Source organism: Agrobacterium burrii, assembly GCF_017313405.1.
GTDB classification, from domain to species: domain Bacteria; phylum Pseudomonadota; class Alphaproteobacteria; order Rhizobiales; family Rhizobiaceae; genus Agrobacterium; species Agrobacterium burrii.
In genome coordinates, this window is the sequence record NZ_JAFLNA010000001.1 from 292,945 (window position 1) to 315,970 (window position 23,026).

The 23,026-nt window shown below is 58.5% G+C and carries 20 protein-coding genes and 2 tRNA genes; 20 read left to right on the forward strand and 2 right to left on the reverse strand.

Annotation, left to right across the window (positions count from 1 at the left end; translation table 11 throughout):
* Positions 1 to 34 precede the first annotated feature (34 nt).
* From lon to JZX89_RS01645, 3 genes are all read left to right on the forward strand, one after another.
* Entirely contained in the window at positions 35 to 2,452 is a 2,418-nt protein-coding gene (gene lon, locus JZX89_RS01635; protein WP_149897757.1) for an endopeptidase La, read from the forward strand.
* A 288-nt stretch (positions 2,453 to 2,740) separates the two neighbouring features.
* Positions 2,741 to 3,016: a DNA-binding protein HupB gene (gene hupB, locus JZX89_RS01640; RefSeq protein WP_003496481.1), complete on the forward strand. Its 276-nt coding sequence runs from the start codon at positions 2,741 to 2,743 to the stop codon at positions 3,014 to 3,016.
* 353 nt (positions 3,017 to 3,369) lie between these two features.
* Positions 3,370 to 5,568 (forward strand): esterase-like activity of phytase family protein, encoded by a 2,199-nt coding sequence (locus tag JZX89_RS01645; protein ID WP_207132890.1) that lies wholly within the window; start codon positions 3,370 to 3,372, stop codon positions 5,566 to 5,568.
* 208 nt (positions 5,569 to 5,776) lie between these two features.
* Here the strand turns inward: JZX89_RS01645 and JZX89_RS28770 are convergent, their stop codons facing one another.
* Positions 5,777 to 5,911 carry a hypothetical protein gene (locus JZX89_RS28770; RefSeq protein WP_256438097.1) on the reverse strand — a complete coding sequence of 45 codons (135 nt, stop codon included), beginning with the start codon at positions 5,909 to 5,911 and terminating at the stop codon, positions 5,777 to 5,779.
* 307 nt (positions 5,912 to 6,218) lie between these two features.
* A tRNA-Val gene (locus JZX89_RS01650) sits at positions 6,219 to 6,294 on the reverse strand.
* Positions 6,295 to 6,739: 445 nt separating this feature from the next.
* Between JZX89_RS01650 and JZX89_RS01655 the strand changes: the two genes are divergently transcribed.
* The 17 genes from JZX89_RS01655 (at position 6,740) to nuoN (ending at position 23,017) form a co-directional block, all read left to right on the forward strand.
* A tRNA-Asp gene (locus JZX89_RS01655) sits at positions 6,740 to 6,816 on the forward strand.
* A gap of 435 nt (positions 6,817 to 7,251) precedes the next feature.
* The gene (locus tag JZX89_RS01660; protein ID WP_046800315.1) at positions 7,252 to 7,617 is read left to right on the forward strand and encodes an NADH-quinone oxidoreductase subunit A; all 366 of its coding nucleotides are present in this window, start codon (positions 7,252 to 7,254) and stop codon (positions 7,615 to 7,617) included.
* A complete protein-coding gene (locus JZX89_RS01665; protein WP_149897755.1) occupies positions 7,608 to 8,192 on the forward strand; it encodes a NuoB/complex I 20 kDa subunit family protein in 585 nt (194 codons plus the stop codon). The genes JZX89_RS01660 and JZX89_RS01665 overlap by 10 nt, the downstream gene beginning before the upstream one ends.
* 20 nt (positions 8,193 to 8,212) lie before the next feature.
* Complete coding sequence (locus tag JZX89_RS01670) at positions 8,213 to 8,815, forward strand: NADH-quinone oxidoreductase subunit C (protein WP_046800314.1); 603 nt, start codon at positions 8,213 to 8,215, stop codon at positions 8,813 to 8,815.
* Positions 8,812 to 9,240 (forward strand): GFA family protein, encoded by a 429-nt coding sequence (locus JZX89_RS01675; RefSeq protein WP_149897754.1) that lies wholly within the window; start codon positions 8,812 to 8,814, stop codon positions 9,238 to 9,240. The genes JZX89_RS01670 and JZX89_RS01675 overlap by 4 nt, the downstream gene beginning before the upstream one ends.
* A gap of 1 nt (position 9,241) precedes the next feature.
* Complete coding sequence (locus JZX89_RS01680) at positions 9,242 to 10,432, forward strand: NADH-quinone oxidoreductase subunit D (RefSeq protein WP_020012326.1); 1,191 nt, start codon at positions 9,242 to 9,244, stop codon at positions 10,430 to 10,432.
* Positions 10,432 to 10,692 carry a hypothetical protein gene (locus JZX89_RS01685; protein WP_046800312.1) on the forward strand — a complete coding sequence of 87 codons (261 nt, stop codon included), beginning with the start codon at positions 10,432 to 10,434 and terminating at the stop codon, positions 10,690 to 10,692. Before JZX89_RS01680 ends, JZX89_RS01685 begins: the two co-directional genes overlap by 1 nt.
* A 16-nt stretch (positions 10,693 to 10,708) precedes the next feature.
* Positions 10,709 to 11,818 carry an NADH-quinone oxidoreductase subunit E gene (locus JZX89_RS01690; RefSeq protein ID WP_174372706.1) on the forward strand — a complete coding sequence of 370 codons (1,110 nt, stop codon included), beginning with the start codon at positions 10,709 to 10,711 and terminating at the stop codon, positions 11,816 to 11,818.
* A gap of 10 nt (positions 11,819 to 11,828) precedes the next feature.
* Complete coding sequence (gene nuoF / locus JZX89_RS01695; protein WP_149897752.1) at positions 11,829 to 13,133, forward strand: NADH-quinone oxidoreductase subunit NuoF; 1,305 nt, start codon at positions 11,829 to 11,831, stop codon at positions 13,131 to 13,133.
* Positions 13,134 to 13,282: 149 nt separating this feature from the next.
* Positions 13,283 to 15,364 carry an NADH-quinone oxidoreductase subunit NuoG gene (gene nuoG / locus JZX89_RS01700; RefSeq protein ID WP_207132891.1) on the forward strand — a complete coding sequence of 694 codons (2,082 nt, stop codon included), beginning with the start codon at positions 13,283 to 13,285 and terminating at the stop codon, positions 15,362 to 15,364.
* A 13-nt stretch (positions 15,365 to 15,377) separates the two neighbouring features.
* On the forward strand, positions 15,378 to 16,424 hold the full coding sequence (nuoH, locus tag JZX89_RS01705) for an NADH-quinone oxidoreductase subunit NuoH (protein WP_010971512.1): 1,047 nt from the start codon (positions 15,378 to 15,380) through the stop codon (positions 16,422 to 16,424).
* Between the two features lie 36 nt (positions 16,425 to 16,460).
* Positions 16,461 to 16,952: an NADH-quinone oxidoreductase subunit NuoI gene (gene nuoI / locus JZX89_RS01710; RefSeq protein ID WP_149897750.1), complete on the forward strand. Its 492-nt coding sequence runs from the start codon at positions 16,461 to 16,463 to the stop codon at positions 16,950 to 16,952.
* Between the two features lie 137 nt (positions 16,953 to 17,089).
* On the forward strand, positions 17,090 to 17,704 hold the full coding sequence (locus JZX89_RS01715) for an NADH-quinone oxidoreductase subunit J (RefSeq protein ID WP_080809276.1): 615 nt from the start codon (positions 17,090 to 17,092) through the stop codon (positions 17,702 to 17,704).
* Positions 17,705 to 17,731: 27 nt separating this feature from the next.
* Positions 17,732 to 18,040, forward strand: a complete 309-nt coding sequence (gene nuoK / locus JZX89_RS01720) for an NADH-quinone oxidoreductase subunit NuoK (RefSeq protein WP_003521516.1) — start codon at positions 17,732 to 17,734, stop codon at positions 18,038 to 18,040.
* Positions 18,041 to 18,047: 7 nt separating this feature from the next.
* On the forward strand, positions 18,048 to 20,045 hold the full coding sequence (nuoL, locus tag JZX89_RS01725; RefSeq protein ID WP_207132892.1) for an NADH-quinone oxidoreductase subunit L: 1,998 nt from the start codon (positions 18,048 to 18,050) through the stop codon (positions 20,043 to 20,045).
* Positions 20,045 to 21,556: an NADH-quinone oxidoreductase subunit M gene (locus JZX89_RS01730; protein WP_149897748.1), complete on the forward strand. Its 1,512-nt coding sequence runs from the start codon at positions 20,045 to 20,047 to the stop codon at positions 21,554 to 21,556. The genes nuoL and JZX89_RS01730 overlap by 1 nt, the downstream gene beginning before the upstream one ends.
* Before the next feature lie 18 nt (positions 21,557 to 21,574).
* Complete coding sequence (nuoN, locus tag JZX89_RS01735) at positions 21,575 to 23,017, forward strand: NADH-quinone oxidoreductase subunit NuoN (protein ID WP_207132893.1); 1,443 nt, start codon at positions 21,575 to 21,577, stop codon at positions 23,015 to 23,017.
* Positions 23,018 to 23,026 lie beyond the last annotated feature (9 nt).

Sequence of the window (23,026 nt, forward strand, 5' to 3'; positions counted from 1 at the left end):
AGGTGTCCCGAAAGGGACCATGAAAGGAAATGATATGACGAACATCACGTCTGCGGCATCTGGCGGTACCTATCCGGTACTTCCCCTGCGCGACATTGTCGTTTTCCCGCATATGATCGTTCCCCTGTTCGTCGGGCGGGAAAAATCCATTCGTGCGCTCGAGGAAGTCATGGGTTCGGACAAGCAGATCATGCTTGTCACCCAGATCAACGCCAGCGATGACGATCCGACCCCGGACGCCATCCACAAGGTCGGCACGGTTGCCAATGTCCTCCAGCTTCTGAAGCTGCCCGACGGCACCGTGAAGGTGCTTGTGGAAGGCAAGGGCCGCGCGCAGATCGATGAATACACCGGCCGCGAGGATTTCTACGAAGCCTCCGCGACGCCGTTGCAGGAGCCTGCCGAAGACCCGGTCGAGATCGAAGCGCTGTCGCGCTCCGTCGTTTCGGAATTCGAGAGCTATGTGAAGCTCAACAAGAAGATTTCGCCCGAAGTTGTCGGCGCCGCCGGCCAGATCGACGATTATTCGAAGCTGGCCGATACGGTTGCTTCGCACCTGTCGATCAAGATCACCGAAAAGCAGGAAATGCTGGAAACCGTCAGCGTGAAGCAGCGGCTTGAAAAAGCGCTCGGCTTCATGGAAGGCGAAATTTCCGTGCTTCAGGTCGAAAAGCGCATCCGCTCGCGCGTTAAGCGCCAGATGGAGAAGACCCAGCGCGAATATTACCTGAACGAACAGATGAAGGCGATCCAGAAGGAACTCGGTGACGGCGAGGACGGCCGTGATGAGATGGCCGAACTGGAAGAACGCATCGCCAAGACCAAGCTTTCCAAGGAGGCCAAGGAAAAGGCCGAAGCGGAAATGAAGAAGCTGCGTCAGATGAGCCCGATGTCGGCGGAAGCCACGGTCGTGCGCAACTATCTGGACTGGCTGCTCAGCCTGCCCTGGGGCAAGAAGTCGAAGGTCAAGACGGACCTTAATGCCGCCGAGACGATCCTCGATCAGGATCATTTCGGCCTGGACAAAGTCAAGGAACGCATCGTCGAATATCTGGCCGTGCAGGCACGCGCCACGAAAATCCGCGGCCCCATCCTGTGCCTCGTCGGTCCTCCCGGCGTCGGCAAGACCTCGCTCGCCAAGTCGATCGCCAAGGCGACCGGCCGCGAATATGTCCGCATGGCGCTGGGTGGCGTCCGTGACGAAGCGGAAATCCGCGGTCACCGCCGTACCTATATCGGCTCCATGCCGGGCAAGATCGTTCAGTCGATGAAGAAGGCAAAGAAGGCGAACCCGCTGTTCCTGCTCGACGAAATCGACAAGATGGGCATGGATTTCCGTGGCGATCCGTCGTCCGCACTGCTGGAGGTTCTCGATCCGGAACAGAACTCCACCTTCATGGATCATTACCTTGAAGTGGAATACGACCTGTCCGACGTGATGTTCGTGACCACGGCCAACACGCTGAATATTCCCGGCCCGCTGATGGACCGCATGGAAGTGATCCGCATCGCCGGTTACACGGAAGACGAAAAGCGCGAAATCGCCAAGCGTCACCTGCTGCCGAAGGCGATCAAGGAACACGCCCTGCGTCCGGAAGAGTTCTCGGTCAGCGATGACGCTCTGATGATCGTCATCCAGCAATATACCCGCGAGGCGGGTGTACGCAGCTTCGAACGCGAGCTGATGAAGCTTGCCAGAAAGGCCGTCACCGAGATCATCAAGGGCAAGACCAAATCCGTGGAAGTCACCGCCGCCAATGTTCCGGATTATCTGGGCGTTCCGCGGTTCCGCCACGGTGAGGCCGAGCGCGAAGATCAGGTCGGTGTCGTCACCGGTCTTGCCTGGACGGAAGTTGGCGGTGAGTTGCTCACCATCGAAGGCGTGATGATGCCGGGCAAGGGCCGTATGACGGTCACCGGCAACCTCAAGGAAGTGATGAAGGAATCCATTTCGGCGGCGGCATCCTATGTCCGTTCGCGCGCCGTGGACTTCGGCATCGAGCCGCCGCGCTTCGACAAGAGCGACATCCACGTTCACGTTCCGGAAGGTGCTACCCCGAAGGACGGTCCGTCAGCCGGCGTCGCCATGGCAACCGCCATTGTCTCCATCATGACCGGTATTCCGGTTTCGAAGGATGTGGCGATGACGGGCGAGATCACGCTTCGTGGTCGCGTGTTGCCCATCGGCGGCCTGAAGGAAAAGCTGCTCGCAGCGCTTCGCGGCGGCATCAAGAAGGTGCTGATCCCGGAAGAAAACGCCAAGGATCTGGCGGAGATTCCGGACAATGTGAAGAACGAGATGGAGATCATCCCGGTTTCGCGCATGGGCGAGGTCATCGCACACGCGCTTCTTCGCACGCCGGAGCCCATCGAGTGGGATGGCAGCATCGAAACGCCGGTGATCGCTACGGTCGAAGGCGTCGACGACGGCGGCCAGACGATCGCGCATTGATACATGCATCCGCGCGGAAGCCGGAATCGGTTTTCGCAAAGGCGATGCATAGAATCAATGTGTTAGGTGTCGGAAGACAAGAGGCGGTGTTCCGCCCCGCGCAAGTGATGCCAAATTGGCACGAATATGTGGAAGGCCGGCAGAAATGTCGGCCTTTTTTGTGAAAAACCCCGTAGACCCCTTGTTTTTCAGGCGATTCCAGCGCTTTTGAGTTGCTGCGCGCGGATGCAAATGTATTCTGCGCCGGCTTAATTTTAGTCGTTTCAAACCATTGAAAGGGGTGGAAACATGAACAAGAACGAGCTCGTCTCTGCTGTTGCCGAAAAGGCTGGTCTCACGAAGGCAGATGCTGCTTCCGCTGTTGATGCCGTATTCGAAACCGTACAGAACGAACTGAAGAGCGGTGGCGACATCCGCCTCGCTGGCTTCGGCAGCTTCTCCGTTAGCCGCCGTGAAGCTTCCAAGGGTCGTAACCCTTCCACGGGTGCTGAAGTCGATATCCCGGCTCGCAACGTACCGAAGTTTTCCGCAGGCAAGGGCCTGAAGGACGCTGTTAACTCGTAAGGTTTCCGGAAGACCGTGATGCCCGGCGGCGGGCATACGGTTTTTCAGGTTCACGAGGAAACATGTTTTGACGCGCTCGCACCATCAGCAGGCATGAAGAGGGCGGTCTTTCGAAAGTGTCTTTCGGGCAGACCAGTTTCTCGGCCAGTATGGTGTGGATTGAAAGTGTCGATACGTGGCTGTGTAGCTTCCATCCGGAAACACGGCGTTTCGATACACGGAATGTGCGCATAAACAGGAAAGCCCGGCCTTCACGGCCGGGCTTTTTGATTCACCCGACAGGAAATGTCATCCCACTGTCATGTCTTTGACGCAGAAGCCATGAGGTATTTCTGGACCCAAGGGGGATTATAATGGCGTTCCGATTTTCTCATATGGCTTTGACTGCCGCGCTGCTGACATCCGCAGCTTTCCCGGCCGCTGCCGAGCCGGTTTTCAACCGCATCGCATCTTTCCCGGTGGCGAAAAATCTGCCCGCGGACAAGGACGCCAAGTCCGTCACGTCGGCTGAAATCGTCACTGCCAGCGAAGATGGCAAGACGCTGATCTATTCGGACAGCCCGCTTGGCGGCATTGGCTTCATCGATATCACCGACGCCAAGGCCCCCAAGGCCGGCGGCGCGTTGCTGCTCGAAGGCGAGCCGACCTCGGTTGCCGTTGCCGGCGTCAAGGTTCTGGCCGGCGTCAACACGTCGGAAAACCGCGCCAAGCCGTCCGGCAAGCTGGTCACGGTCGACATCGCCACCAAGAAGATCGAGGCAAGCTGTGATCTTGGCGGCCAGCCAGATTCGGTTGCCATTTCTCCCGACAAGACCTTTGCCGCCATCGCGATCGAAAACGAACGCGATGAAGACGTGAACGAAGGCGCTCTGCCGCAGATGCCTGCCGGTTATCTGGTAACGGTCGGTCTGAAGAACGGCGTTGCCGACTGCGCGACGTTGAAGAAGATCGAACTGACCGGCCTTGCCGAAATCGCCCCGGAAGATCCGGAGCCGGAATTCGTTTCGATCAACGCCAATGGCGAGATCGCGCTGACGATGCAGGAAAACAACCATATCGTCATTCTCGACGGCAAGACCGGTACGGTGAAGTCACATTTCTCCGCCGGCAAGGTTGATCTCGAAGGCATCGACACCAAGAGCGACGGCCAGCTGAAGTTCACCGACAAGCAGGAAGGCCGCAAGCGCGAGCCTGACGCCGTGAAGTGGCTGGACAATGACCGTATCGTCATCGCCAATGAAGGTGACTGGCAGGGCGGTTCGCGCGGCTTCACCATCTTCGACAAGACCGGCAAGCTTCTCTATGAGGCCGGCTCCTCGCTCGAGCATGCTGTTGCGGCCATCGGCCACTATCCGGAAAAGCGCTCCAAGGCCAAGGGCATCGAGCCGGAAGGTCTGGAAGCGGCAACATTCGGCGGTCAGAAATATTTCTTCGTGCTCGCCGAGCGTGCTTCTGTCGTCGCCGTCTACAAGGACACCGGAAAAGAGCCGGAACTGACGCAGCTCCTGCCTTCGGGCGTTTCGCCGGAAGGTGCCGTCGCCATCCCGTCGCGTAATCTTCTTGTCACGGCGAACGAAGTCGATCTGATCGAGGATGGCGGCGTTCGCTCGCACGTCATGCTTTATGAGCGCGCTGAAGGCGAGGCCGCCTATCCGCAGCTGGTTTCCGCCACCGTCGACGGTGCGCCGATCGGCTGGGGCGCTCTTTCGGGCCTGGTCGGCGATGCCGAAAAGCCCGGCATTCTTTATGCCGTTTCCGACTCGGTTTATGGCAACCAGCCGTCGATTTACACCATCGACGCAACGAAGACGCCCGCAACCATCACCAGCGTGCTGCGCGTCAAGCGCGACGGTATCGCTGCTCAGAAACTCGACATCGAAGGCATAACGCTCGATGGCAAGGGTGGCTTCTGGCTGGCCTCGGAAGGCGACAGCGCCAAGCTCGTTCCGCACGCGCTCTACAACGTCAACGCCAAGGGTGAAATCAAGGCTGAGATCGCGCTGCCGAAGGAACTTCTTGCCGGCGACACCCGCTTCGGTTTCGAAGGCGTGACCATGATCGGTAAGGGCGACGATGCAACGCTGTGGATGGCCATGCAGCGCGAATGGGGCACGGACGAGAAGGGCTTCGTCAAGCTCGTCTCCTACAATCCCAAGTCCAAGGAATGGGGCGCCGTGCGTTACCAGCTCGACAAGACCGAGGCAGGCTGGGTCGGCCTTTCTGAAATCACCGCGCAGGGCGAATATGTCTATATCGTCGAGCGCGACAACCAGATCGGCGACAAGGCCAAGATCAAGAAGCTCTACCGCGTTGCGATCGCAGACCTGAAGCCGGGCAAGATTGGTGGCGAACTGCCGCTGGTCGCCAAGCAGGAAGCGCATGACTTCCTGCCCGACCTCAAGGCCCAGACCAACGGTTATGTCGTCGACAAGCTGGAAGGCTTCACCTTCGACAAGGCGGGAACGGCCTATGCCGTGACCGACAATGACGGTGTGGACGATTCTTCCGGCGAGACGCTGTTCTTCAAGGTCGAGATGAAGGCGATCAACTGATCGTACCGATTGGCTTCGCAAACGAGAAAAGCCGGGCATAGCCCGGCTTTTTTTGCGGCAGAAGCGACCCCTGTGCGGGGGGTGCCTATTTGGCGCGATGTTTCGCAACGCAGGCCGTTAAAACCGGTATTGCCGCTTCGCTATCGGTCATTGAGAATTTGTCGGAGGGGGGGGCACCAGGCAAAAGCTGCGGACCGATCACGAAGGATCATCGCCCCATGGAATTCTTGCTTTTGGGAGTACTGTCTTTTTCCGAGTCCTGCTGGACCCAACGGAAGAAAATATAAACAGGCAGCGCAATAAGCGCGAGTGTAACAAACGCGTCGACCATGGTTTCATCCATTATTTCTACCGTTCATCATGAAACGGCTCGAAAACAATGCCTGAAATCTGTTTAAAAAGTCTGAATCTTCTTATTTTCCGGTATGTTGCGGGGTGATACACGAGCTCGCAAAGGTGTCGGAATCTGAAACAGGAGTGCCGATCTGGCATGGAAAAATCGCAAAACGATTCCATCCGCTCGAAACACAGGCCCGGCATTCGTTGATGTGGGGCAGGGGTGATTCCCGATTTCAGGAATTTACAACAAATCGAAATCGTATCCGAACGACATTCGGTTCAAGACATCAGAATTTAAAGGGCTCGGGAAATGGTGGGCGATGAGAGACTCGAACTCCCGACATCCTCGGTGTAAACGAGGCGCTCTACCAACTGAGCTAATCGCCCTTCGCGTTTTGCAGATCATGTCCGCCGCGTCGGTGGCCGTGATGTATTCGGATCGGAAAAAAACCGCAAGGGCTTTTGTGAAGTTTTTTTGTTTTTTTTGCCGGCAGCTTTTCCCTTCATCGGAGGTTGGCGGCGAAAAGCCGGGAACTGTGGGCTTTCCGGTAAAAACTTATCCTCAGCGACCTTAAGAGACATGCGGAAATCTTGCCTGAGACGCCTATGGCTGTGGACAAGTTTTTTGTTTTCGTTGGGAAAAGCCCGCAGAACAAGGCATTTGCGCCAGCGCCCGCCAAAGGCCTCTAAGTTTTTCCCGATCAAAATGCAGAAGCTTATTCTTTTGTCGTGAAACCTGCTTGACACCCCCGCACGAACGCCGTAGTTAGCCGCTCAACGAACAGCCGAGGCTAGTTCGTGCGGCGGGACACGGTCCTGTCCGTCAGGAGATGCGGGTGTAGCTCAGTTGGTTAGAGTGCCGGCCTGTCACGCCGGAGGTCGCGGGTTCGAGCCCCGTCACTCGCGCCATTTCTTTTCAAGAAATGTCTCCATGAAAATCCAGCCGATGCGCCGACAAAGCGCCTCGGCATTGGTGATTCCGCCGCCTGATTCCCGCCTGCGCGGACGCGATTTTTCCTGCATTTTATAGTCAAGTTTCGATTTCTGGAGATCGTCACTTCGCCGCCATTTCGGCGTGAAATTCACCTGACTTTTTTGCGGTTGCGTCCTTCAATCGATTATTATTGTATTTGAGGGGCTTAGGTCGGAATTGTGGCCCAAATTTGCGTCAATTCGGGCAATATTGTTGCCAATCAATGCGGCAGGTGTCTTGAAATGGTGCCTAAACTCTTGCAGAGAGGGCGCGGCTGCGCTAACCACTTTGGCGTTGCAACATATTTGTGCGCCTTGAGACTTATCGGTCGCAAAGGCAGGTCCGGCACCCGGCCGGGCAAGGAAGAGACCATGACTGAACTCCTCAGTTCCTACATTCCGATCGCAATATTCATCGGTATCGCTCTTGTCATTGGCCTGGCGCTTCTCATTGCGCCGTTTGCTGTCGCTTACAAGGCGCCGGACCCGGAAAAGCTTTCTGCTTTCGAGTGCGGTTTCAACGCCTTCGACGACGCCCGCATGAAGTTCGATATCCGCTTTTATCTGGTGTCGATCCTGTTCATCATCTTCGATCTGGAAGTCGCCTTCCTGTTCCCCTGGGCGGTGTCGTTCGGTGATATGGGCTGGTTCGGTTTCTGGTCGATGATGGTGTTCCTTGGTGTCCTCACCATCGGCTTTATCTATGAGTGGAAGAAGGGAGCGCTGGAATGGGCATGAGCCAGGACAACAGCACGCTCGTTGCACAGCAGCCGAAGGGGATCATCGATCCCTCGACCGGCAAGCCGGTTGGCAGCAATGATGCCTACTTCACGGAAATCAACGACGAGCTGGCCGACAAGGGCTTTCTCGTCACCTCGACCGACGAGCTGATCACCTGGGCGCGCACCGGCTCGCTGATGTGGATGCAGTTCGGTCTTGCCTGCTGCGCCGTTGAAGGCCTGATGCAGGCTTCCGGTCCGCGTTATGACATGGAGCGCTTCGGTGTCGCCCCGCGCGCTTCGCCGCGCCAGTCGGACGTGATGATCGTTGCCGGCACGCTGACCAACAAGATGGCCCCGGCACTGCGCAAGGTCTATGACCAGATGCCTGAGCCGCGTTACGTCATTTCCATGGGCTCCTGCGCCAATGGCGGCGGTTATTATCACTATTCCTACGCCGTTGTGCGTGGCTGCGACCGAGTCGTGCCGGTGGATATCTACGTTCCGGGCTGTCCCCCCACGGCCGAAGCGCTGCTTTACGGCGTGCTTCTGCTGCAGAAGAAGATCCGGCGTACCGGTACGATCGAGCGCTAAGGGCAAAGGACGGATAGATAATGAGCGAAGCTCTCAACGATCTCGCTGCTTACGTTAAGGAAGCGCGCGGTTCTCTCGTGGTATCTGCCGATATCGCCTATGGCGAGCTGACGCTGAACACGACCACTGAAAGCGTGATTGCGCTTTTGACCTTCCTGCGCGACGACGTTCAGTGCGGTTTCGTCAACATCATCGATATTTGCGGCGTTGACTGGCCGCAGCGCGAAAAGCGTTTCGATGTCGTCTACCATCTTCTGTCGCCGCGCCAGAATCTGCGCGTGCGCATCAAGCTGCAGGTGGCGGAAGACGAAGGCGTTCCTTCATCGACCTCCGTCTACATGGGCGCGGAATGGTTTGAGCGCGAAGCCTGGGATATGTATGGCATTCCTTTCGAGGGCCATAAGGACCTGCGCCGCATCCTCACGGATTACGGTTTTGAAGGCCATCCGCTGCGCAAGGATTTTCCGGTTACCGGCTTTGTGGAAGTGCGTTACGATGACGTTCTGAAGCGGGTTCTTTATGAACCGGTCGAACTGAAGCAGGAATTCCGTAACTTCGACTTCCTTTCCCCCTGGGAAGGAACCGAATATGTTCTCCCGGGTGACGAAAAGGCCAAGCAATGAGCCAAGCCCCCGCGACAGAGCATGGACAATGTCTTTGCGGCGCCGTTGGCTTTACTGCCAGCATCGGCGCCCGCGAATTCGGCGTTTGCCATTGCTCCATGTGCCGCCGCTGGTCCGGCGGTGCGTTCATGGCTGTCGAATGCACTGATATCGCCTTCGAAAACGAGCAGAACCTCGGCGTCTATTCTTCGTCGGAGTGGGGCGAGCGCTGCTTCTGCAAGACGTGCGGCAGCACGCTGATGTGGCGTTCCAAGGATGGCAAACATTTTGCCGTTTCGCTGCAGGCTTTCGACAACCCTTCCAGCTTCACGTTCGCGCAGCAGATTTTCACGGATGAGAAGCCTTCGAGCTATTCTTTCGCAGAAACCACGCAGAACATGACCGGCCCCGAATTCATCGCCATGATCACCTCGGCGGAGCACTAGAATGACTGAGCATAACGTCCGCAATTTCACGATCAACTTCGGTCCGGAACATCCGTCCGCGCACGGTGTGCTGCGTCTGGTTCTGGAACTGGACGGCGAAATCGTCGAGCGCGTCGATCCGCATATCGGTCTTCTGCATCGCGGCACCGAAAAGCTGATCGAAACCAAGACCTATCTGCAGGCCGTTCCCTATTTCGATCGTCTCGACTATGTCGCGCCGATGAACCAGGAGCATGCTTTCGCGCTCGCCGTCGAAAAGCTGCTTGGCCTCGAAATCCCGATGCGCGGTCAGCTGATCCGCGTGCTTTATTCGGAAATCGGCCGCATCCTGTCTCACATCATGAACGTCACCACGCAGGCCATGGACGTTGGCGCGATGACGCCGCCGGTCTGGGGTTTCGAAGAACGCGAAAAGCTGATGGTGTTTTACGAGCGCGCCTGTGGCGCCCGTATGCACTCGGCCTATGTTCGTCCGGGCGGTGTACACCAGGACCTGCCGCCAGAACTGGTGGACGATATCGGCAAATGGTGCGATCCGTTCCTCACCGTTCTCGACAATATCGAAGGCCTTCTGACCGACAACCGCATCTACAAGCAGCGTAACGTCGATATCGGCGTCGTCTCGCTGGAAGATGCCTTCGCCTGGGGTTTCACCGGCGTCATGGTTCGCGGTTCTGGCGCTGCCTGGGATCTGCGCCGTTCGCAGCCCTATGAGTGCTATTCCGATCTGGAATTCGACATTCCCGTCGGCAAGAACGGCGACTGCTACGACCGTTACCTGATCCGCATGCAGGAAATGCGTGAATCGGTGAAGATCATGAAGCAGTGCGTCGATCTTCTGTCCGGCAAGCATCGCATCGGTCCGGTTTCCTCGCTTGACGGTAAGGTGGTTCCGCCCAAGCGCGGCGAGATGAAGCGTTCGATGGAAGCTTTGATCCACCACTTCAAGCTTTACACCGAAGGTTACCACGTTCCCGCCGGCGAAGTTTACGCCGCCGTCGAAGCGCCGAAGGGCGAGTTCGGGGTCTATGTGGTTGCTGATGGTTCCAACAAGCCCTACCGCTGCAAGATTCGCGCGCCGGGCTACGCACATTTGCAGGCGATGGATTTCCTGTGCAAGGGCCATCAGCTTGCCGACGTTACAGCCGTGCTCGGCTCCCTCGACATCGTGTTCGGGGAGGTCGACCGCTGATGCGTCTGCCGCTGGCCATATTGGCTTTTCTTGCTGCGATGTCTGCCCCCGTTCTCGCCCAGACGGCGACCGGCGAGGGTGGCGTGTCGCTGTCAAGCGGCGGCGGTTCAACCATCAAGCAGCTTCTGTCGTCAGGATACGAGATCAAGGCCTCGGTTCCGAACGGCAGCAAGTTCATTGTGTTCATGCAAAAAGACAAGGCGGCTTACGCCTGCGAATTCGTCACGGTGGCGAGATCGCGTTGTGAGACGTTAAACTGAAAAGGCGTGAGGAAGTATGTCCGTTCGTCGACTAGCCGAAGATCAGTTCCAGCCCGTGGCGTTTGCCTTCAACGCGGATAACACCGCTTGGGCGGAAAAGACGATTCTGAAATATCCAGAGGGACGCCAGCAATCGGCGGTTATCCCGCTGCTCATGCGTGCGCAGGAGCAGGATGGCTGGGTTACCCGCGCCGCCATCGAAAAGATCGCCGACATGCTGGATATGGCCTATATCCGCGTCATGGAAGTGGCGACCTTCTATACACAGTTCCAGCTGAAGCCGGTCGGCACGCGCGCCCACGTTCAGGTGTGTGGCACCACGCCCTGCATGCTGCGCGGTTCCGAAGCGCTGATGGATGTCTGCCGCAAGAAAATTCACCACGATCCGCTGCACACCAACGACAGCGGCACGCTGTCCTGGGAAGAAGTGGAATGTCAGGGCGCCTGCGTCAACGCGCCGATGGTCATCATCTTCAAGGATGCCTATGAGGACCTGACGCCTGAGCGCCTGGAAGAGATCATCGACACATTCGAGGCCGGCAAGGGCGACACGGTCAAGACCGGCCCGCAGATCGACCGTCATGAATCGGTTCCGGTCGGCGGCCTGACGACGCTGACGGAAGAGATCAAGCCGGATCGTTCCAACCTCGACAAGCCGGCCGAAGTGGCGGCGGATGCGGCACCGGTTCCGCCGGCCAATGCCGCCAAGCCGAAGACCGATGCTCCGGAAACCGATCCGAAGCTGAAGACGCCGGTTACTGAACCGAAAGCCGCTGCTGAAAACGCAAAGGCCGGGGAAAAGGAATCGGCTGGCAAGGAAGCGACAGCATCCAAGCCGTCGCTTGATTCCGCCGATCGTCCGGCAGGCATCGAACGTCCGGCGGCACCCGACGACCTGAAGCTGATTTCCGGCGTCGGTCCGAAGATCGAGGGCACGTTGCACGAGCTTGGCATCTTCACCTTCGCGCAGGTTGCCGGCTGGAAAAAGGCCGAGTGCGACTGGGTCGACGGTTATCTGAATTTCAAGGGCCGCATCGAACGCGACGAGTGGATCAAGCAGGCCGAGGCGCTCGCCAAGGGTGGCGAAGCCGAGTATATCAGGGTCTTCGGCAAGAAGCCGCGGTAAAGGGTGAAGCATGTTAAAAGATCAGGATCGCATCTTTACCAATCTCTATGGCCTCAAGGACAAGTCCCTGAAGGGCGTGAGAGCGCGCGGCCATTGGGACGGCACCAAGCAGATCATTGAAAAGGGCCGTGACTGGATCATCAACGAGATGAAGGCTTCCGGCCTTCGCGGTCGCGGCGGCGCAGGCTTCCCGACGGGTCTCAAATGGTCCTTCATGCCGAAGGAAAATGACGGCCGTCCGCATTACCTCGTCGTCAATGCCGACGAATCAGAGCCCGGCACCTGCAAGGACCGCGAAATCCTGCGCAACGATCCGCATACGCTGATCGAAGGCTGCGTGATCGCCGGTTTCGCCATGGGTGCTCACACTGCCTATATCTACGTTCGCGGCGAATATATGCGTGAGCGCGAGGCGCTGCAGGCGGCCATTGACGAATGTTACGATGCCGGCCTGCTCGGCAAGAACAACAAGAACGGCTGGGACTACGACATCTACGTCCATCACGGCGCCGGCGCCTATATCTGCGGCGAAGAAACGGCTCTGCTGGAAAGCCTTGAAGGCAAGAAGGGCCAGCCGCGTCTGAAGCCCCCGTTCCCGGCCAATATGGGTCTTTACGGCTGCCCGACGACCGTCAACAACGTTGAATCCATCGCCGTTGCACCGACCATCCTGCGCCGTGGTGCGGCATGGTTCTCGGGGATCGGTCGTCCGAACAATGTCGGCACCAAGCTGTTCATGGTGTCGGGCCATGTCGAGCGTCCCTGCACCTTCGAAGATGCGCTTGGCCTGTCCTTCCGTGAGCTGATCGAAACCCATTGCGGCGGCATTCGCGGCGGCTGGGACAATCTGCTCGGCGTCATTCCCGGCGGCGCATCCTGCCCCATCGTGCGCGGTGAGGACATGAAGGACGCCATCATGGACTTCGACGGCATGCGCGAAGTGAAGTCTTCGTTCGGCACCGGCGGCATGATCGTCATGGACAAGTCCACCGATGTCATCAAGGCGATTGCCCGTATCGCGGCCTTCTTCAAGCATGAAAGCTGCGGCCAGTGCACGCCGTGCCGCGAAGGCACCGGCTGGATGTGGCGCGTGCTGGAACGCATGGTCAAGGGCAATGCGCAGAAGCGCGAAATCGACATGCTGTTTGAAGTGACGAAGCAGATCGAAGGCCACACCATCTGTGCGCTCGGCGACGCCGCCGCATGGCCGGTACAGGCGCTGATCCGCAATTTCCGTCCGGAAATCGAAAAGCGCATCGACCAATATACCTACAGGGCCATGGATGATGGCGCTGTTCTGGAAGCCGCTGAATAAGCATCAAAGGCTTCGAGCGGAGCCGGAAATTTCCGGCCCCGCAACACCATGAAACGTCTGGCAAACCTTCGGATGCCGGGCGCGATTAAGGATTTGTTGCGGACCGTGTGAGACATGGGACGAACAGGCAACAGGACGTAAGTAGAACCATGGCAAAGCTCAAGGTTGACGGTAAAGAGATCGAGGTTCCGGATCATTTCACGCTGTTGCAGGCGTGCGAGGAGGCTGGTGCCGAAGTTCCGCGCTTTTGTTTTCATGAGCGCTTGTCGGTCGCGGGTAACTGCCGCATGTGTCTCATCGAGGTGAAGGGCGGACCGCCCAAGCCAGCCGCCTCCTGCGCCATGGGCGTGCGCGATGTTCGCGGCGGCCCGAACGGCGAATTGCCTGAGGTTTTCACCAATACGCCGATGGTCAAGAAGGCCCGCGAAGGCGTGATGGAATTCCTGCTCATCAACCACCCGCTGGATTGCCCGATCTGCGACCAGGGCGGTGAATGCGACCTGCAGGACCAGGCCATGGCCTTCGGTATCGCCGGTTCGCGTTATGCGGAAAACAAGCGCGCGGTTGAAGACAAATATATCGGCCCGCTCGTCAAGACGGTGATGAACCGCTGTATCCACTGCACGCGCTGCGTCCGTTTCACCACGGAAGTGGCCGGCATTGCCGAACTCGGCCTCATCGGCCGCGGCGAAGATGCCGAAATCACCACCTATCTCGAGCAGGCGATGACCTCGGAGCTGCAGGGCAACGTTGTTGACCTTTGCCCGGTCGGCGCGCTCACCTCCAAGCCTTTCGCTTTCACCGCCCGTCCGTGGGAACTGAACAAGACCGAAACCATCGACGTGATGGACGCGCTCGGTTCGGCCATCCGTGTCGATACCCGTGGCCGCGAAGTCATGCGCGTCATGCCGCGCGTCAACGAGGCGATCAACGAAGAGTGGATTTCCGACAAGAGCCGCTTCATCTGGGACGGCCTGAAGACGCAGCGTCTCGACCGGCCTTACGTTCGCAAGGATGGCCGTTTGCAAGCCGCTACCTGGGGTGAAGCCTTCGGTGCGATCAAGCAGGCGGTTGCCGCGACATCCGGCAACAAGATCGGCGCGATTGCCGGCGATCTGTCTTCGGTCGAAGAAATGTTCGCGCTGAAGTCGCTGCTGGCGTCGCTCGGCTCGGCTAATGTGGATTGCCGTCAGGATGGCGCAGCGCTTGATCCGTCCTTGGGTCGCGCCAGCTACATCTTCAATTCCACCATTGAAGGCATCGAGCAGGCCGACGCGCTGCTGATCATTGGTTCCAACCCGCGTTACGAAGCTGCCGTGCTGAACGCCCGCATTCGCAAGCGCTGGCGTCGCGGCGGTTTCCCGATCGGCGTGATCGGTGAAGCCGGCGAGTTGCGCTATAACTACGAATATCTCGGCTCGGGTGCCGAAACGCTTTCCGATCTGGCCGGCGGCTCGCACAGCTTCGTTGAAAAACTGAAGTCTGCGAAGAACCCGCTGATCATCATCGGTCAGGGCGCTCTGGCACGCGCCGACGGTGCCGCCGTTCTGGCTGCTGCTGCAAAGCTTGCTGCTTCGGTGGGTGCTATCAACGACGAATGGAACGGCTTCTCGGTGCTGCACACGGCTGCTTCGCGCGTCGGCGGTCTCGATATCGGCTTCGTGCCGGGCGAGGGCGGTGTTGCCGCCTCCGACATGGTTGCCTCCATGGACGTTCTCTTCCTGCTGGGCGCCGATGAACTCGACCTGTCCAACAAGGGCGCAAAGTTCACCGTCTATATCGGCAGCCATGGCGATCAGGGCGCGATGAACGCCGACGTTATCCTTCCGGGTGCGGCCTATACCGAAAAATCCGGTATCTGGGTCAACACCGAAGGCCGCGTGCAGGTTGGCAATCGCGCCGGTTTCGCACCGGGCGAAGCCCGCGAAGACTGGGCGATCCTGCGTGCGCTTTCCGATGTGCTCGGCAAGAAGCTGCCGTTCGATTCGCTGTCGGCGCTTCGCGGCCAGCTTTATGTCGCGCATCCGCATCTGGCGGAAACCGACGAGATCGCCGCCGGCAATTGCCAGGATATCGAGGCTTTGGCTGGCAAGACCGGCTCACTCAACAAGTCGGCGTTTGCTTCGCCGGTAAAAGACTTTTATTTGACGAACCCGATTGCGCGCGCATCCGCCGTCATGGCCGAGTGTTCCGCATTGGCCCGCAACAATTTCCAGGCTGCGGCAGAGTAAGGGTAGGGGATTTATGGAACAGTTTTTCTGGAGCTACGTCTGGCCCGCGCTGATCATGGTCGGCCAGTCCCTGCTGCTTCTCGTTTGCCTTCTGGTGGCCATCGCCTTCCTGCTGCTTGCCGACCGCAAGGTCTGGGCAGCCGTGCAGCTGCGCCGTGGTCCGAACGTCGTTGGTCCCTTCGGTCTCTTCCAGTCCTTCGCCGACCTTTTAAAGTTCATCCTCAAGGAGCCCGTCATTCCGGCTGGCGCCAACAAGGCGGTCTTCCTTCTGGCGCCGCTGGTTGCCGTGACGCTGGCGCTTGCCACCTACGCGGTCATTCCCTTCGCCGATGGCTGGGTCGTCGCCAATATCAATGTCGGCATTCTCTACATCTTTGCGATTTCCTCGCTTGAAGTGTACGGCATCATCATGGGCGGCTGGGCTTCGAACTCGAAGTATCCGTTCCTCGGCGCGCTGCGTTCGGCCGCGCAGATGGTGTCCTACGAAGTGTCGATCGGTCTCGTCATCGTTACCGTTCTGCTCTGCGTCGGCTCGCTCAACCTGACAGACATCGTTCTGGCGCAACGCACCGGCCTCGGCACCATGATGGGCCTGCCTGCCTCGTTCCTCGACTGGCACTGGCTGTCGCTGTTCCCGATGTTCATCGTGTTCTTCATTTCGGGCCTTGCCGAAACCAACCGGCCGCCCTTCGACCTTCCGGAAGCGGAATCGGAACTGGTCGCCGGTCACATGGTCGAATATGGCTCGACGCCTTACATGATGTTCATGCTCGGCGAATATGCTGCGATCGTTTTGATCTGCTGCCTGACGACCATCCTCTTCCTTGGCGGCTGGCTGCCGATCGTCGATGTGTGGTTCCTGAACTGGGTTCCGGGCATTGTCTGGTTCGCGCTGAAGGGCTGCATGGTCTTCTTCATGATCGCGCTCACCAAGGCCTTCGTTCCGCGTTACCGCTATGACCAGCTCATGCGCCTCGGCTGGAAGGTGTTCCTGCCGCTGTCGCTCGCCATGGTCGTTATTGTTGCATTCGTACTGAAGTTGACGGGGTGGGCCGGTTGATGTCTGAACTCCTCGCTCAAAGATCTGGAGACTGAGATGGCAAGCCTGTCCCAAGCCGTCAATTCGCTGTTCCTCAAGGAATTCGTCGGAGCGATCTTCCTGACGATGCGCCACTTCTTCAAGCAGAAGGCGACGATAAACTATCCTTTCGAAAAGGGTCCGGTCTCTCCGCGCTTCCGTGGCGAACATGCGCTGCGCCGTTATCCGAACGGTGAAGAACGCTGCATCGCCTGCAAGCTGTGTGAAGCGATCTGTCCCGCTCAGGCGATCACCATCGAAGCCGGCCCGCGCCGCAATGACGGCACCCGCCGCACGGTGCGTTACGACATCGACATGGTGAAGTGCATCTATTGCGGCTTCTGCCAGGAAGCCTGCCCGGTCGACGCCATCGTCGAAGGTCCGAACTTCGAATTCGCGACGGAAACCCGCGAGGAGCTTTATTTCGACAAGCAGAGGCTTCTCGAAAATGGCGATCGCTGGGAGCGTGAAATCGCACGCAACCTCGCACTGGATGCGCCTTACCGTTAAGGCGCAACCGTCTTTCCGGGGGCGACCCCGGAAAGCGATGACAACGTAAAATGCCTGCGCGGTTTTCGCCGGCGGGGACGAAACGGGTGAGGGGGCGGCTGCGTCATTCTTCCCGATGAGGACAAGAAGGCACCAAGATGGGTCTGCACGCTGTATTCTTTTATATATTCGCTTTCGTCGCCGTGGCGTCTGCGTTCATGGTCATTGCATCGAAGAACCCTGTTCATTCGGTGCTCTTCCTGATTTTGACCTTCTTCAACGCAGCCGCGCTGTTCCTGCTGACGGGGGCCGAATTCCTCGCCATGATCCTGCTGGTGGTTTATGTCGGCGCGGTCGCGGTGCTCTTCCTCTTCGTCGTCATGATGCTGGATGTGGATTTTGCCGAGCTGCGCTCCGGCGTGCTGCAATATGCCCCTGTTGGCGCGCTGATCGGCGTCATTCTGGCGGCCGAGCTGATCGTTGTGGTCGGCGGCAGTGTGCTGAACCCGGTCGCGGCAAAATCGATCACCATGCCGATACCGTCGCCGGCCGTGCGCACCAATACGGCCGCTCTCGGCGATGTGCTCTATACCAATTACGTCTACTTCTTCCAGCTGGCCGGTCTCGTGCTGCTGGTGGCCATGATCGGCGCCATCGTGCTGACCCTGCGTCATCGCACCGACATCAAGCGGCAGGATATCTCCACGCAGGTCGGCCGTGACCCGAAGACCGCCGTTACCACGGTCAAGGTCAAGCCGGGCCAGGGCATCTGAAGGCGAACGGATCCAAGGAAACAGAATATGGAAATCGGTCTTTCCCACTACCTGACGGTCAGCGCCATTCTCTTCACGATCGGCGTGTTCGGCATCTTCCTCAACCGGAAGAACGTCATCGTCATCCTCATGTCGATCGAGCTTATCCTGCTTGCGGTCAACATCAACATGGTGGCGTTTTCGGCGTTCCTGAACGATATCGTCGGCCAGGTCTTCGCTTTGTTCATTCTGACCGTCGCAGCCGCCGAAGCGGCCATCGGTCTTGCAATACTCGTTGTCTTCTACCGCAACCGCGGATCGATCGCCGTCGAAGACGTCAATATGATGAAGGGCTGATAAGGCTATGATCTACAAGGCTATCGTCTTTCTTCCCCTGATCGGCTTCCTGATCGCCGGCCTGTTCGGCCGCTCGATCGGCGCCAAGGCGTCGGAATATGTCACCACCGGTCTGATGATCGTGGTCGCCATCCTGTCATGGATCGTCTTCTTCACCGTGGCGCTTGCCCATGGCGAGCCGGGCGAGGTGATCAAGGTCACCGTTTTGCGCTGGATCCAGTCCGGCGGCATCGACGTCGAATGGGCTTTCCGCATCGATACGCTGACGGCCGTCATGTTCGTCGTGGTCAACACGGTCTCGACGCTGGTGCACCTCTATTCGATCGGCTACATGCACCACGATCCGCATCGTCCGCGCTTCTTTGCCTATCTGTCGCTCTTCACCTTCGCCATGCTGATGCTGGTGACCTCTGACAACCTGCTGCAGATGTTCTTCGGCTGGGAAGGCGTGGGTCTGGCGTCCTATCTGCTGATCGGCTTCTGGTTCAAGAAACCGTCTGCTTCTGCCGCTGCCATGAAGGCCTTCATCGTCAACCGTGTCGGTGACTTCGGCTTCATCCTCGGCATTGGCGGTGTGTTCGTGCTGTTTGGCTCGATCAATCTGGAAACGATCTTTGCCGCCGCCAGCACCTATCTGCCGGCTGAAGGCGCTGCCTCCACCGAAACCGTCATCAACCTGTTCGGCATGCATCTGGACAAGGCCAATGCGATGACGGGTGTGTGCCTGCTGCTCTTCATGGGCGCGATGGGTAAATCGGCGCAGTTCCTGCTGCACACCTGGCTGCCGGACGCCATGGAAGGCCCGACCCCGGTGTCCGCCCTCATTCACGCCGCAACCATGGTCACCGCCGGCGTCTTCCTCGTCGCCCGCATGTCGCCTTTGTTCGAACTGTCGCCGGATGCACTGACCGTCGTGACATTGATCGGCGCGATCACCGCCTTCTTCGCGGCGACCGTCGGCCTCGTGCAGAACGACATCAAGCGCGTGATTGCTTACTCGACCTGCTCGCAGCTCGGTTACATGTTCGTGGCCCTCGGCGTCGGCGCTTATGGCGCTGCCGTGTTCCACCTCTTCACGCACGCCTTCTTCAAGGCCCTGCTGTTCTTGTGCGCCGGCTCGGTCATCCATGCCGTCGATGGCGAGCAGGACATGCGGTACATGGGCGGCCTGCGCAAACATATCCCCATCACCTTCTGGACCATGACTGTCGGCACGCTGGCGCTGACCGGCGTCGGTATTCCGGGCACGATGATCGGCTTTGCCGGTTTCTTCTCGAAGGACGTCATCATCGAATCCGCTTATGCATCCCATTCGGTGCTGTCAGGTTTCGCCTTCACGCTGCTGGTCATCGCCGCGCTGTTCACCAGCTTCTATTCCTGGCGTCTGGCCTTCATGACCTTCTTCGGCAAGCCGCGCGCTTCGGCCGACGTCATGCACCATGTGCATGAATCGCCGATGGTCATGTTGATCCCGCTCTTCATTCTCACTATCGGCGCGATCTTTGCCGGTGTCCTGTTCGAAGGTCACTTCTTCGGTGAGGAATATGCCGAATTCTGGAAGGGCGCTTTGTTCATGCTTCCGGAAAACGAAATCCTCGAGGAATTCCACCATGTGCCCCTCTGGGTAAAGTGGAGCCCGTTCTTCGCCATGGCGCTTGGTTTCGTGACCGCCTGGTACATGTACATCAAGTCGCCGGAGACACCGAAGCGTCTGGCAGCGACCCATCGTGGCCTCTACCAGTTCCTTCTCAACAAGTGGTACTTCGACGAGCTTTACGATTTCCTCTTCGTTCGTTCCGCAAAGGCGCTCGGCCGCTTCCTGTGGAAGAAGGGCGACGTCGCCGTCATCGACCACTATGGACCGAACGGCATTGCAGCGCGTGTGGTTGACGTGACCAACCGCATGGTCCGCCTGCAATCCGGTTACCTTTATCACTATGCCTTTGCGATGCTGATCGGCATCGCGGCGCTTGTCACCTGGATGATGCTCGGGAGTGCCCTCTGATGACCGATTGGCCTATTCTTTCAACGGTCACCTTTCTGCCGCTCGTCGGCGTGGTGCTCCTGCTTTTGACGAATGAGAACGGCCCCTTCGGTCGCCGTAACATTCTCAACGTTTCTCTGCTGACGACCGTTTTCACCTTCCTGGTGTCGCTGTTCGTCTGGATCGGGTTCGACAATTCGAACCCGGGTTTCCAGATGGTGGAAAAACACGCCTGGTTCGGCAACATCGCCGCCTATCATCTGGGTGTCGACGGCATCTCCATGCTGTTCGTAATCCTCACCACTTTCCTCATGCCTTTCTGCGTACTGGCAAGCTGGAATTCGATCGAGAAGCGCGTCAAGGAATACATGATCGCCTTCCTGCTGCTGGAAGTCGTGATGGTCGGCGTCTTCGTGGCGCTGGATACGGTTCTCTTCTACGTCTTCTTCGAAGCGACGCTGATCCCGATGTTCATCATCATCGGTGTCTGGGGCGGCAAGGATCGCGTTTACGCCTCCTACAAGTTCTTCCTCTACACGCTGCTCGGCTCGGTTCTGACCATGCTCGCCATCATGGCGATGTACTGGCAGGCCGGCACGACCGACATGACCGAGCTTCTGAAATTCGGCTTCCCGGCCGGCATGCAGACATGGCTCTGGCTTGCCTGTTTTGCGGCCTTCTCGGTGAAGATGCCGATGTGGCCGGTGCATACCTGGCTGCCGGATGCCCACGTTCAGGCACCGACCGCAGGCTCCGTCATTCTGGCCGGCGTCATGCTGAAGCTCGGCGGTTACGGTTTCATCCGTTTCTCGCTGTCAATGTTCCCACTGGCGTCGGATTATTTCGCGCCCTTCGTCTTTACGCTGTCGGTTGTCGCCATCATCTACACATCGCTGGTGGCGATGATGCAGGACGACATCAAGAAGCTGATCGCCTATTCGTCGGTCGCCCACATGGGTTACGTGACCATGGGCATCTTCGCCGCCAATGTGCAGGGCGTGCAGGGCGCAATCTTCCAGATGCTGTCTCACGGCATCGTGTCAGGCGCGCTCTTCCTCTGCGTCGGCGTCGTTTACGACCGGCTGCATACCCGCGAGATTTCCGCCTATGGCGGTCTCGTGAACAACATGCCGAAATATGCCGTCGCCTTCATGGTCTTCACCATGGCCAATGTCGGTCTGCCCGGCACTTCCGGCTTCGTCGGTGAATTCCTGACGCTGATCGGTATCTTCCGCGCCAACACGCTGGTCGCACTGTTTGCGGCAACCGGCGTCATCCTCTCGGCCGCTTATGCGCTGTGGCTCTACCGCCGCGTGATTTTTGGCGCGCTCGAGAAGGAAAGCCTTAAATCGATGCTCGATCTGTCGACCCGCGAAAAAATCATCCTTTATCCGCTGGTTGCGCTGACGATCTTCTTCGGCGTCTATCCGGCGCCGGTCTTCGATGCGACAGCCGCATCGGTGGATCTTCTGGTAAACAACTATTCGGCTGCATTGCAGGCGGCGCAAAATGTTGCGCTTTCTATGAATTGACGACAGGACCCGTTGGACATGACCGCTGAAATCCTTTTTGCCAGTCTGCACATCGCGACGCCCGAGCTGATCCTTGCGGTCGGCGCGCTGGCGCTGCTCATGATTGGCGTCTTCTCGGGCGACAAGTCGACAACGACGGTCACCGGCCTTGCCGTTGCCCTCCTGCTCGTCGTCGGTCTCTGGATCATCTTCGCCCCGGCAACGGGCGTGGCCTTCGGCGGTGTTTACATCGCCGATTCCTTCGGCAATTTCATGAAGGTTCTGGCGCTGATCGGCTCGATCACCGCCATGATCCTTTCCGTCGGCCAGGGTCGTTTCGAGCCTATCGGCCGTTTCGAATATCCGGTGCTGCTGGTTCTGGCGACCCTTGGCATTTTGCTGATGATCTCCGCCAATAACATGATCTCGCTTTATATGGCGCTGGAGTTGCAGTCGCTGGCGCTTTACGTCGTCTGCGCCATCAACCGCGAAAGCCTGCGCTCTACGGAAGCGGGCCTGAAATATTTCGTTCTCGGCGCGCTCTCTTCCGGCATGCTGCTTTACGGCATGTCGCTGGTTTACGGCTTCACCGGCAATACCGGCTTTGCCGAAATCGCGCAGGTGCTGGCATCTGAAACGCGGTCGCTCGGCCTCGTCTTCGGTCTGGTCTTCGTTCTCGCCGGCCTTGCCTTCAAAATTTCGGCCGTGCCGTTCCACATGTGGACGCCTGACGTCTATGAAGGCGCGCCGACCCCGGTCACCGCCTTCCTCTCTGCTGCACCGAAGATCGGCGCCATGGCGATCCTCGTGCGCATCGTCGTTGAGGCTTTCCAGCCGGTGTTTGCCGACTGGCAGCAGATCGTCGTCTTCATCTCGATTGCCTCGATGCTGCTTGGTTCCTTTGCGGCCATCGGCCAGAAGAACATCAAACGCCTGATGGCCTATTCCTCCATCGGTCACATGGGTTACGCGCTGGTCGGTCTTGCGGCCGGAACGGAAGCCGGTATTTCGGGTGTGATCCTTTACATGACCATCTACATGGTCATGACGCTCGGCACCTTCGCCTGCATTCTTTCCATGCGCCGCAAGGAAATCGGCAATGTCGAAAATGTCGAGGATTTGGCCGGGCTTTCCTCCACCAATCCCTTCATGGCTGTCATTCTGACGATCCTGATGTTCTCGCTTGCCGGCATCCCGCCGCTCGCCGGCTTCTTCGGCAAGTATTACGTCTTCCTCGCCGCCATCGAGGCCAAGCTCTATCCGCTCGCCGTCATCGGCGTGATCGGCTCGGTCGTGGGTGCCTATTATTACATCCGCGTCGTCAAGGTCATGTGGTTCGATGAAGCCAAGGGCAGCTTCGAGCGTCCGGCCGGTGAACTGAAGGTCGTTTATGCACTTTCGGGCCTGTTCGTCGTCGGCTTCATCGTCTTCGGCGGTGCGCTCGGCAATGCGGTCACGGTCGCGGCAAAGACGTTCTTTTGAGCGATACCC

Coding starts and splice junctions, on each gene's coding strand:
- JZX89_RS01665 (WP_149897755.1), top strand. CDS start 7,608: ATGGGCATGAGCCAGGACAACAGCACGCTCGTTGCACAGCAGCCGAAG.
- nuoI (WP_149897750.1), top strand. CDS start 16,461: ATGGCAAGCCTGTCCCAAGCCGTCAATTCGCTGTTCCTCAAGGAATTC.
- JZX89_RS28770 (WP_256438097.1), bottom strand. CDS start 5,911: ATGGATGAAACCATGGTCGACGCGTTTGTTACACTCGCGCTTATTGCG.
- JZX89_RS01675 (WP_149897754.1), top strand. CDS start 8,812: ATGAGCCAAGCCCCCGCGACAGAGCATGGACAATGTCTTTGCGGCGCC.
- lon (WP_149897757.1), top strand. CDS start 35: ATGACGAACATCACGTCTGCGGCATCTGGCGGTACCTATCCGGTACTT.
- JZX89_RS01715 (WP_080809276.1), top strand. CDS start 17,090: ATGGGTCTGCACGCTGTATTCTTTTATATATTCGCTTTCGTCGCCGTG.
- JZX89_RS01690 (WP_174372706.1), top strand. CDS start 10,709: ATGTCCGTTCGTCGACTAGCCGAAGATCAGTTCCAGCCCGTGGCGTTT.
- JZX89_RS01660 (WP_046800315.1), top strand. CDS start 7,252: ATGACTGAACTCCTCAGTTCCTACATTCCGATCGCAATATTCATCGGT.
- JZX89_RS01730 (WP_149897748.1), top strand. CDS start 20,045: ATGACCGATTGGCCTATTCTTTCAACGGTCACCTTTCTGCCGCTCGTC.
- nuoN (WP_207132893.1), top strand. CDS start 21,575: ATGACCGCTGAAATCCTTTTTGCCAGTCTGCACATCGCGACGCCCGAG.
- nuoH (WP_010971512.1), top strand. CDS start 15,378: ATGGAACAGTTTTTCTGGAGCTACGTCTGGCCCGCGCTGATCATGGTC.
- nuoF (WP_149897752.1), top strand. CDS start 11,829: ATGTTAAAAGATCAGGATCGCATCTTTACCAATCTCTATGGCCTCAAG.
- JZX89_RS01670 (WP_046800314.1), top strand. CDS start 8,213: ATGAGCGAAGCTCTCAACGATCTCGCTGCTTACGTTAAGGAAGCGCGC.
- nuoL (WP_207132892.1), top strand. CDS start 18,048: ATGATCTACAAGGCTATCGTCTTTCTTCCCCTGATCGGCTTCCTGATC.
- nuoG (WP_207132891.1), top strand. CDS start 13,283: ATGGCAAAGCTCAAGGTTGACGGTAAAGAGATCGAGGTTCCGGATCAT.
- JZX89_RS01680 (WP_020012326.1), top strand. CDS start 9,242: ATGACTGAGCATAACGTCCGCAATTTCACGATCAACTTCGGTCCGGAA.
- nuoK (WP_003521516.1), top strand. CDS start 17,732: ATGGAAATCGGTCTTTCCCACTACCTGACGGTCAGCGCCATTCTCTTC.
- hupB (WP_003496481.1), top strand. CDS start 2,741: ATGAACAAGAACGAGCTCGTCTCTGCTGTTGCCGAAAAGGCTGGTCTC.
- JZX89_RS01645 (WP_207132890.1), top strand. CDS start 3,370: ATGGCGTTCCGATTTTCTCATATGGCTTTGACTGCCGCGCTGCTGACA.
- JZX89_RS01685 (WP_046800312.1), top strand. CDS start 10,432: ATGCGTCTGCCGCTGGCCATATTGGCTTTTCTTGCTGCGATGTCTGCC.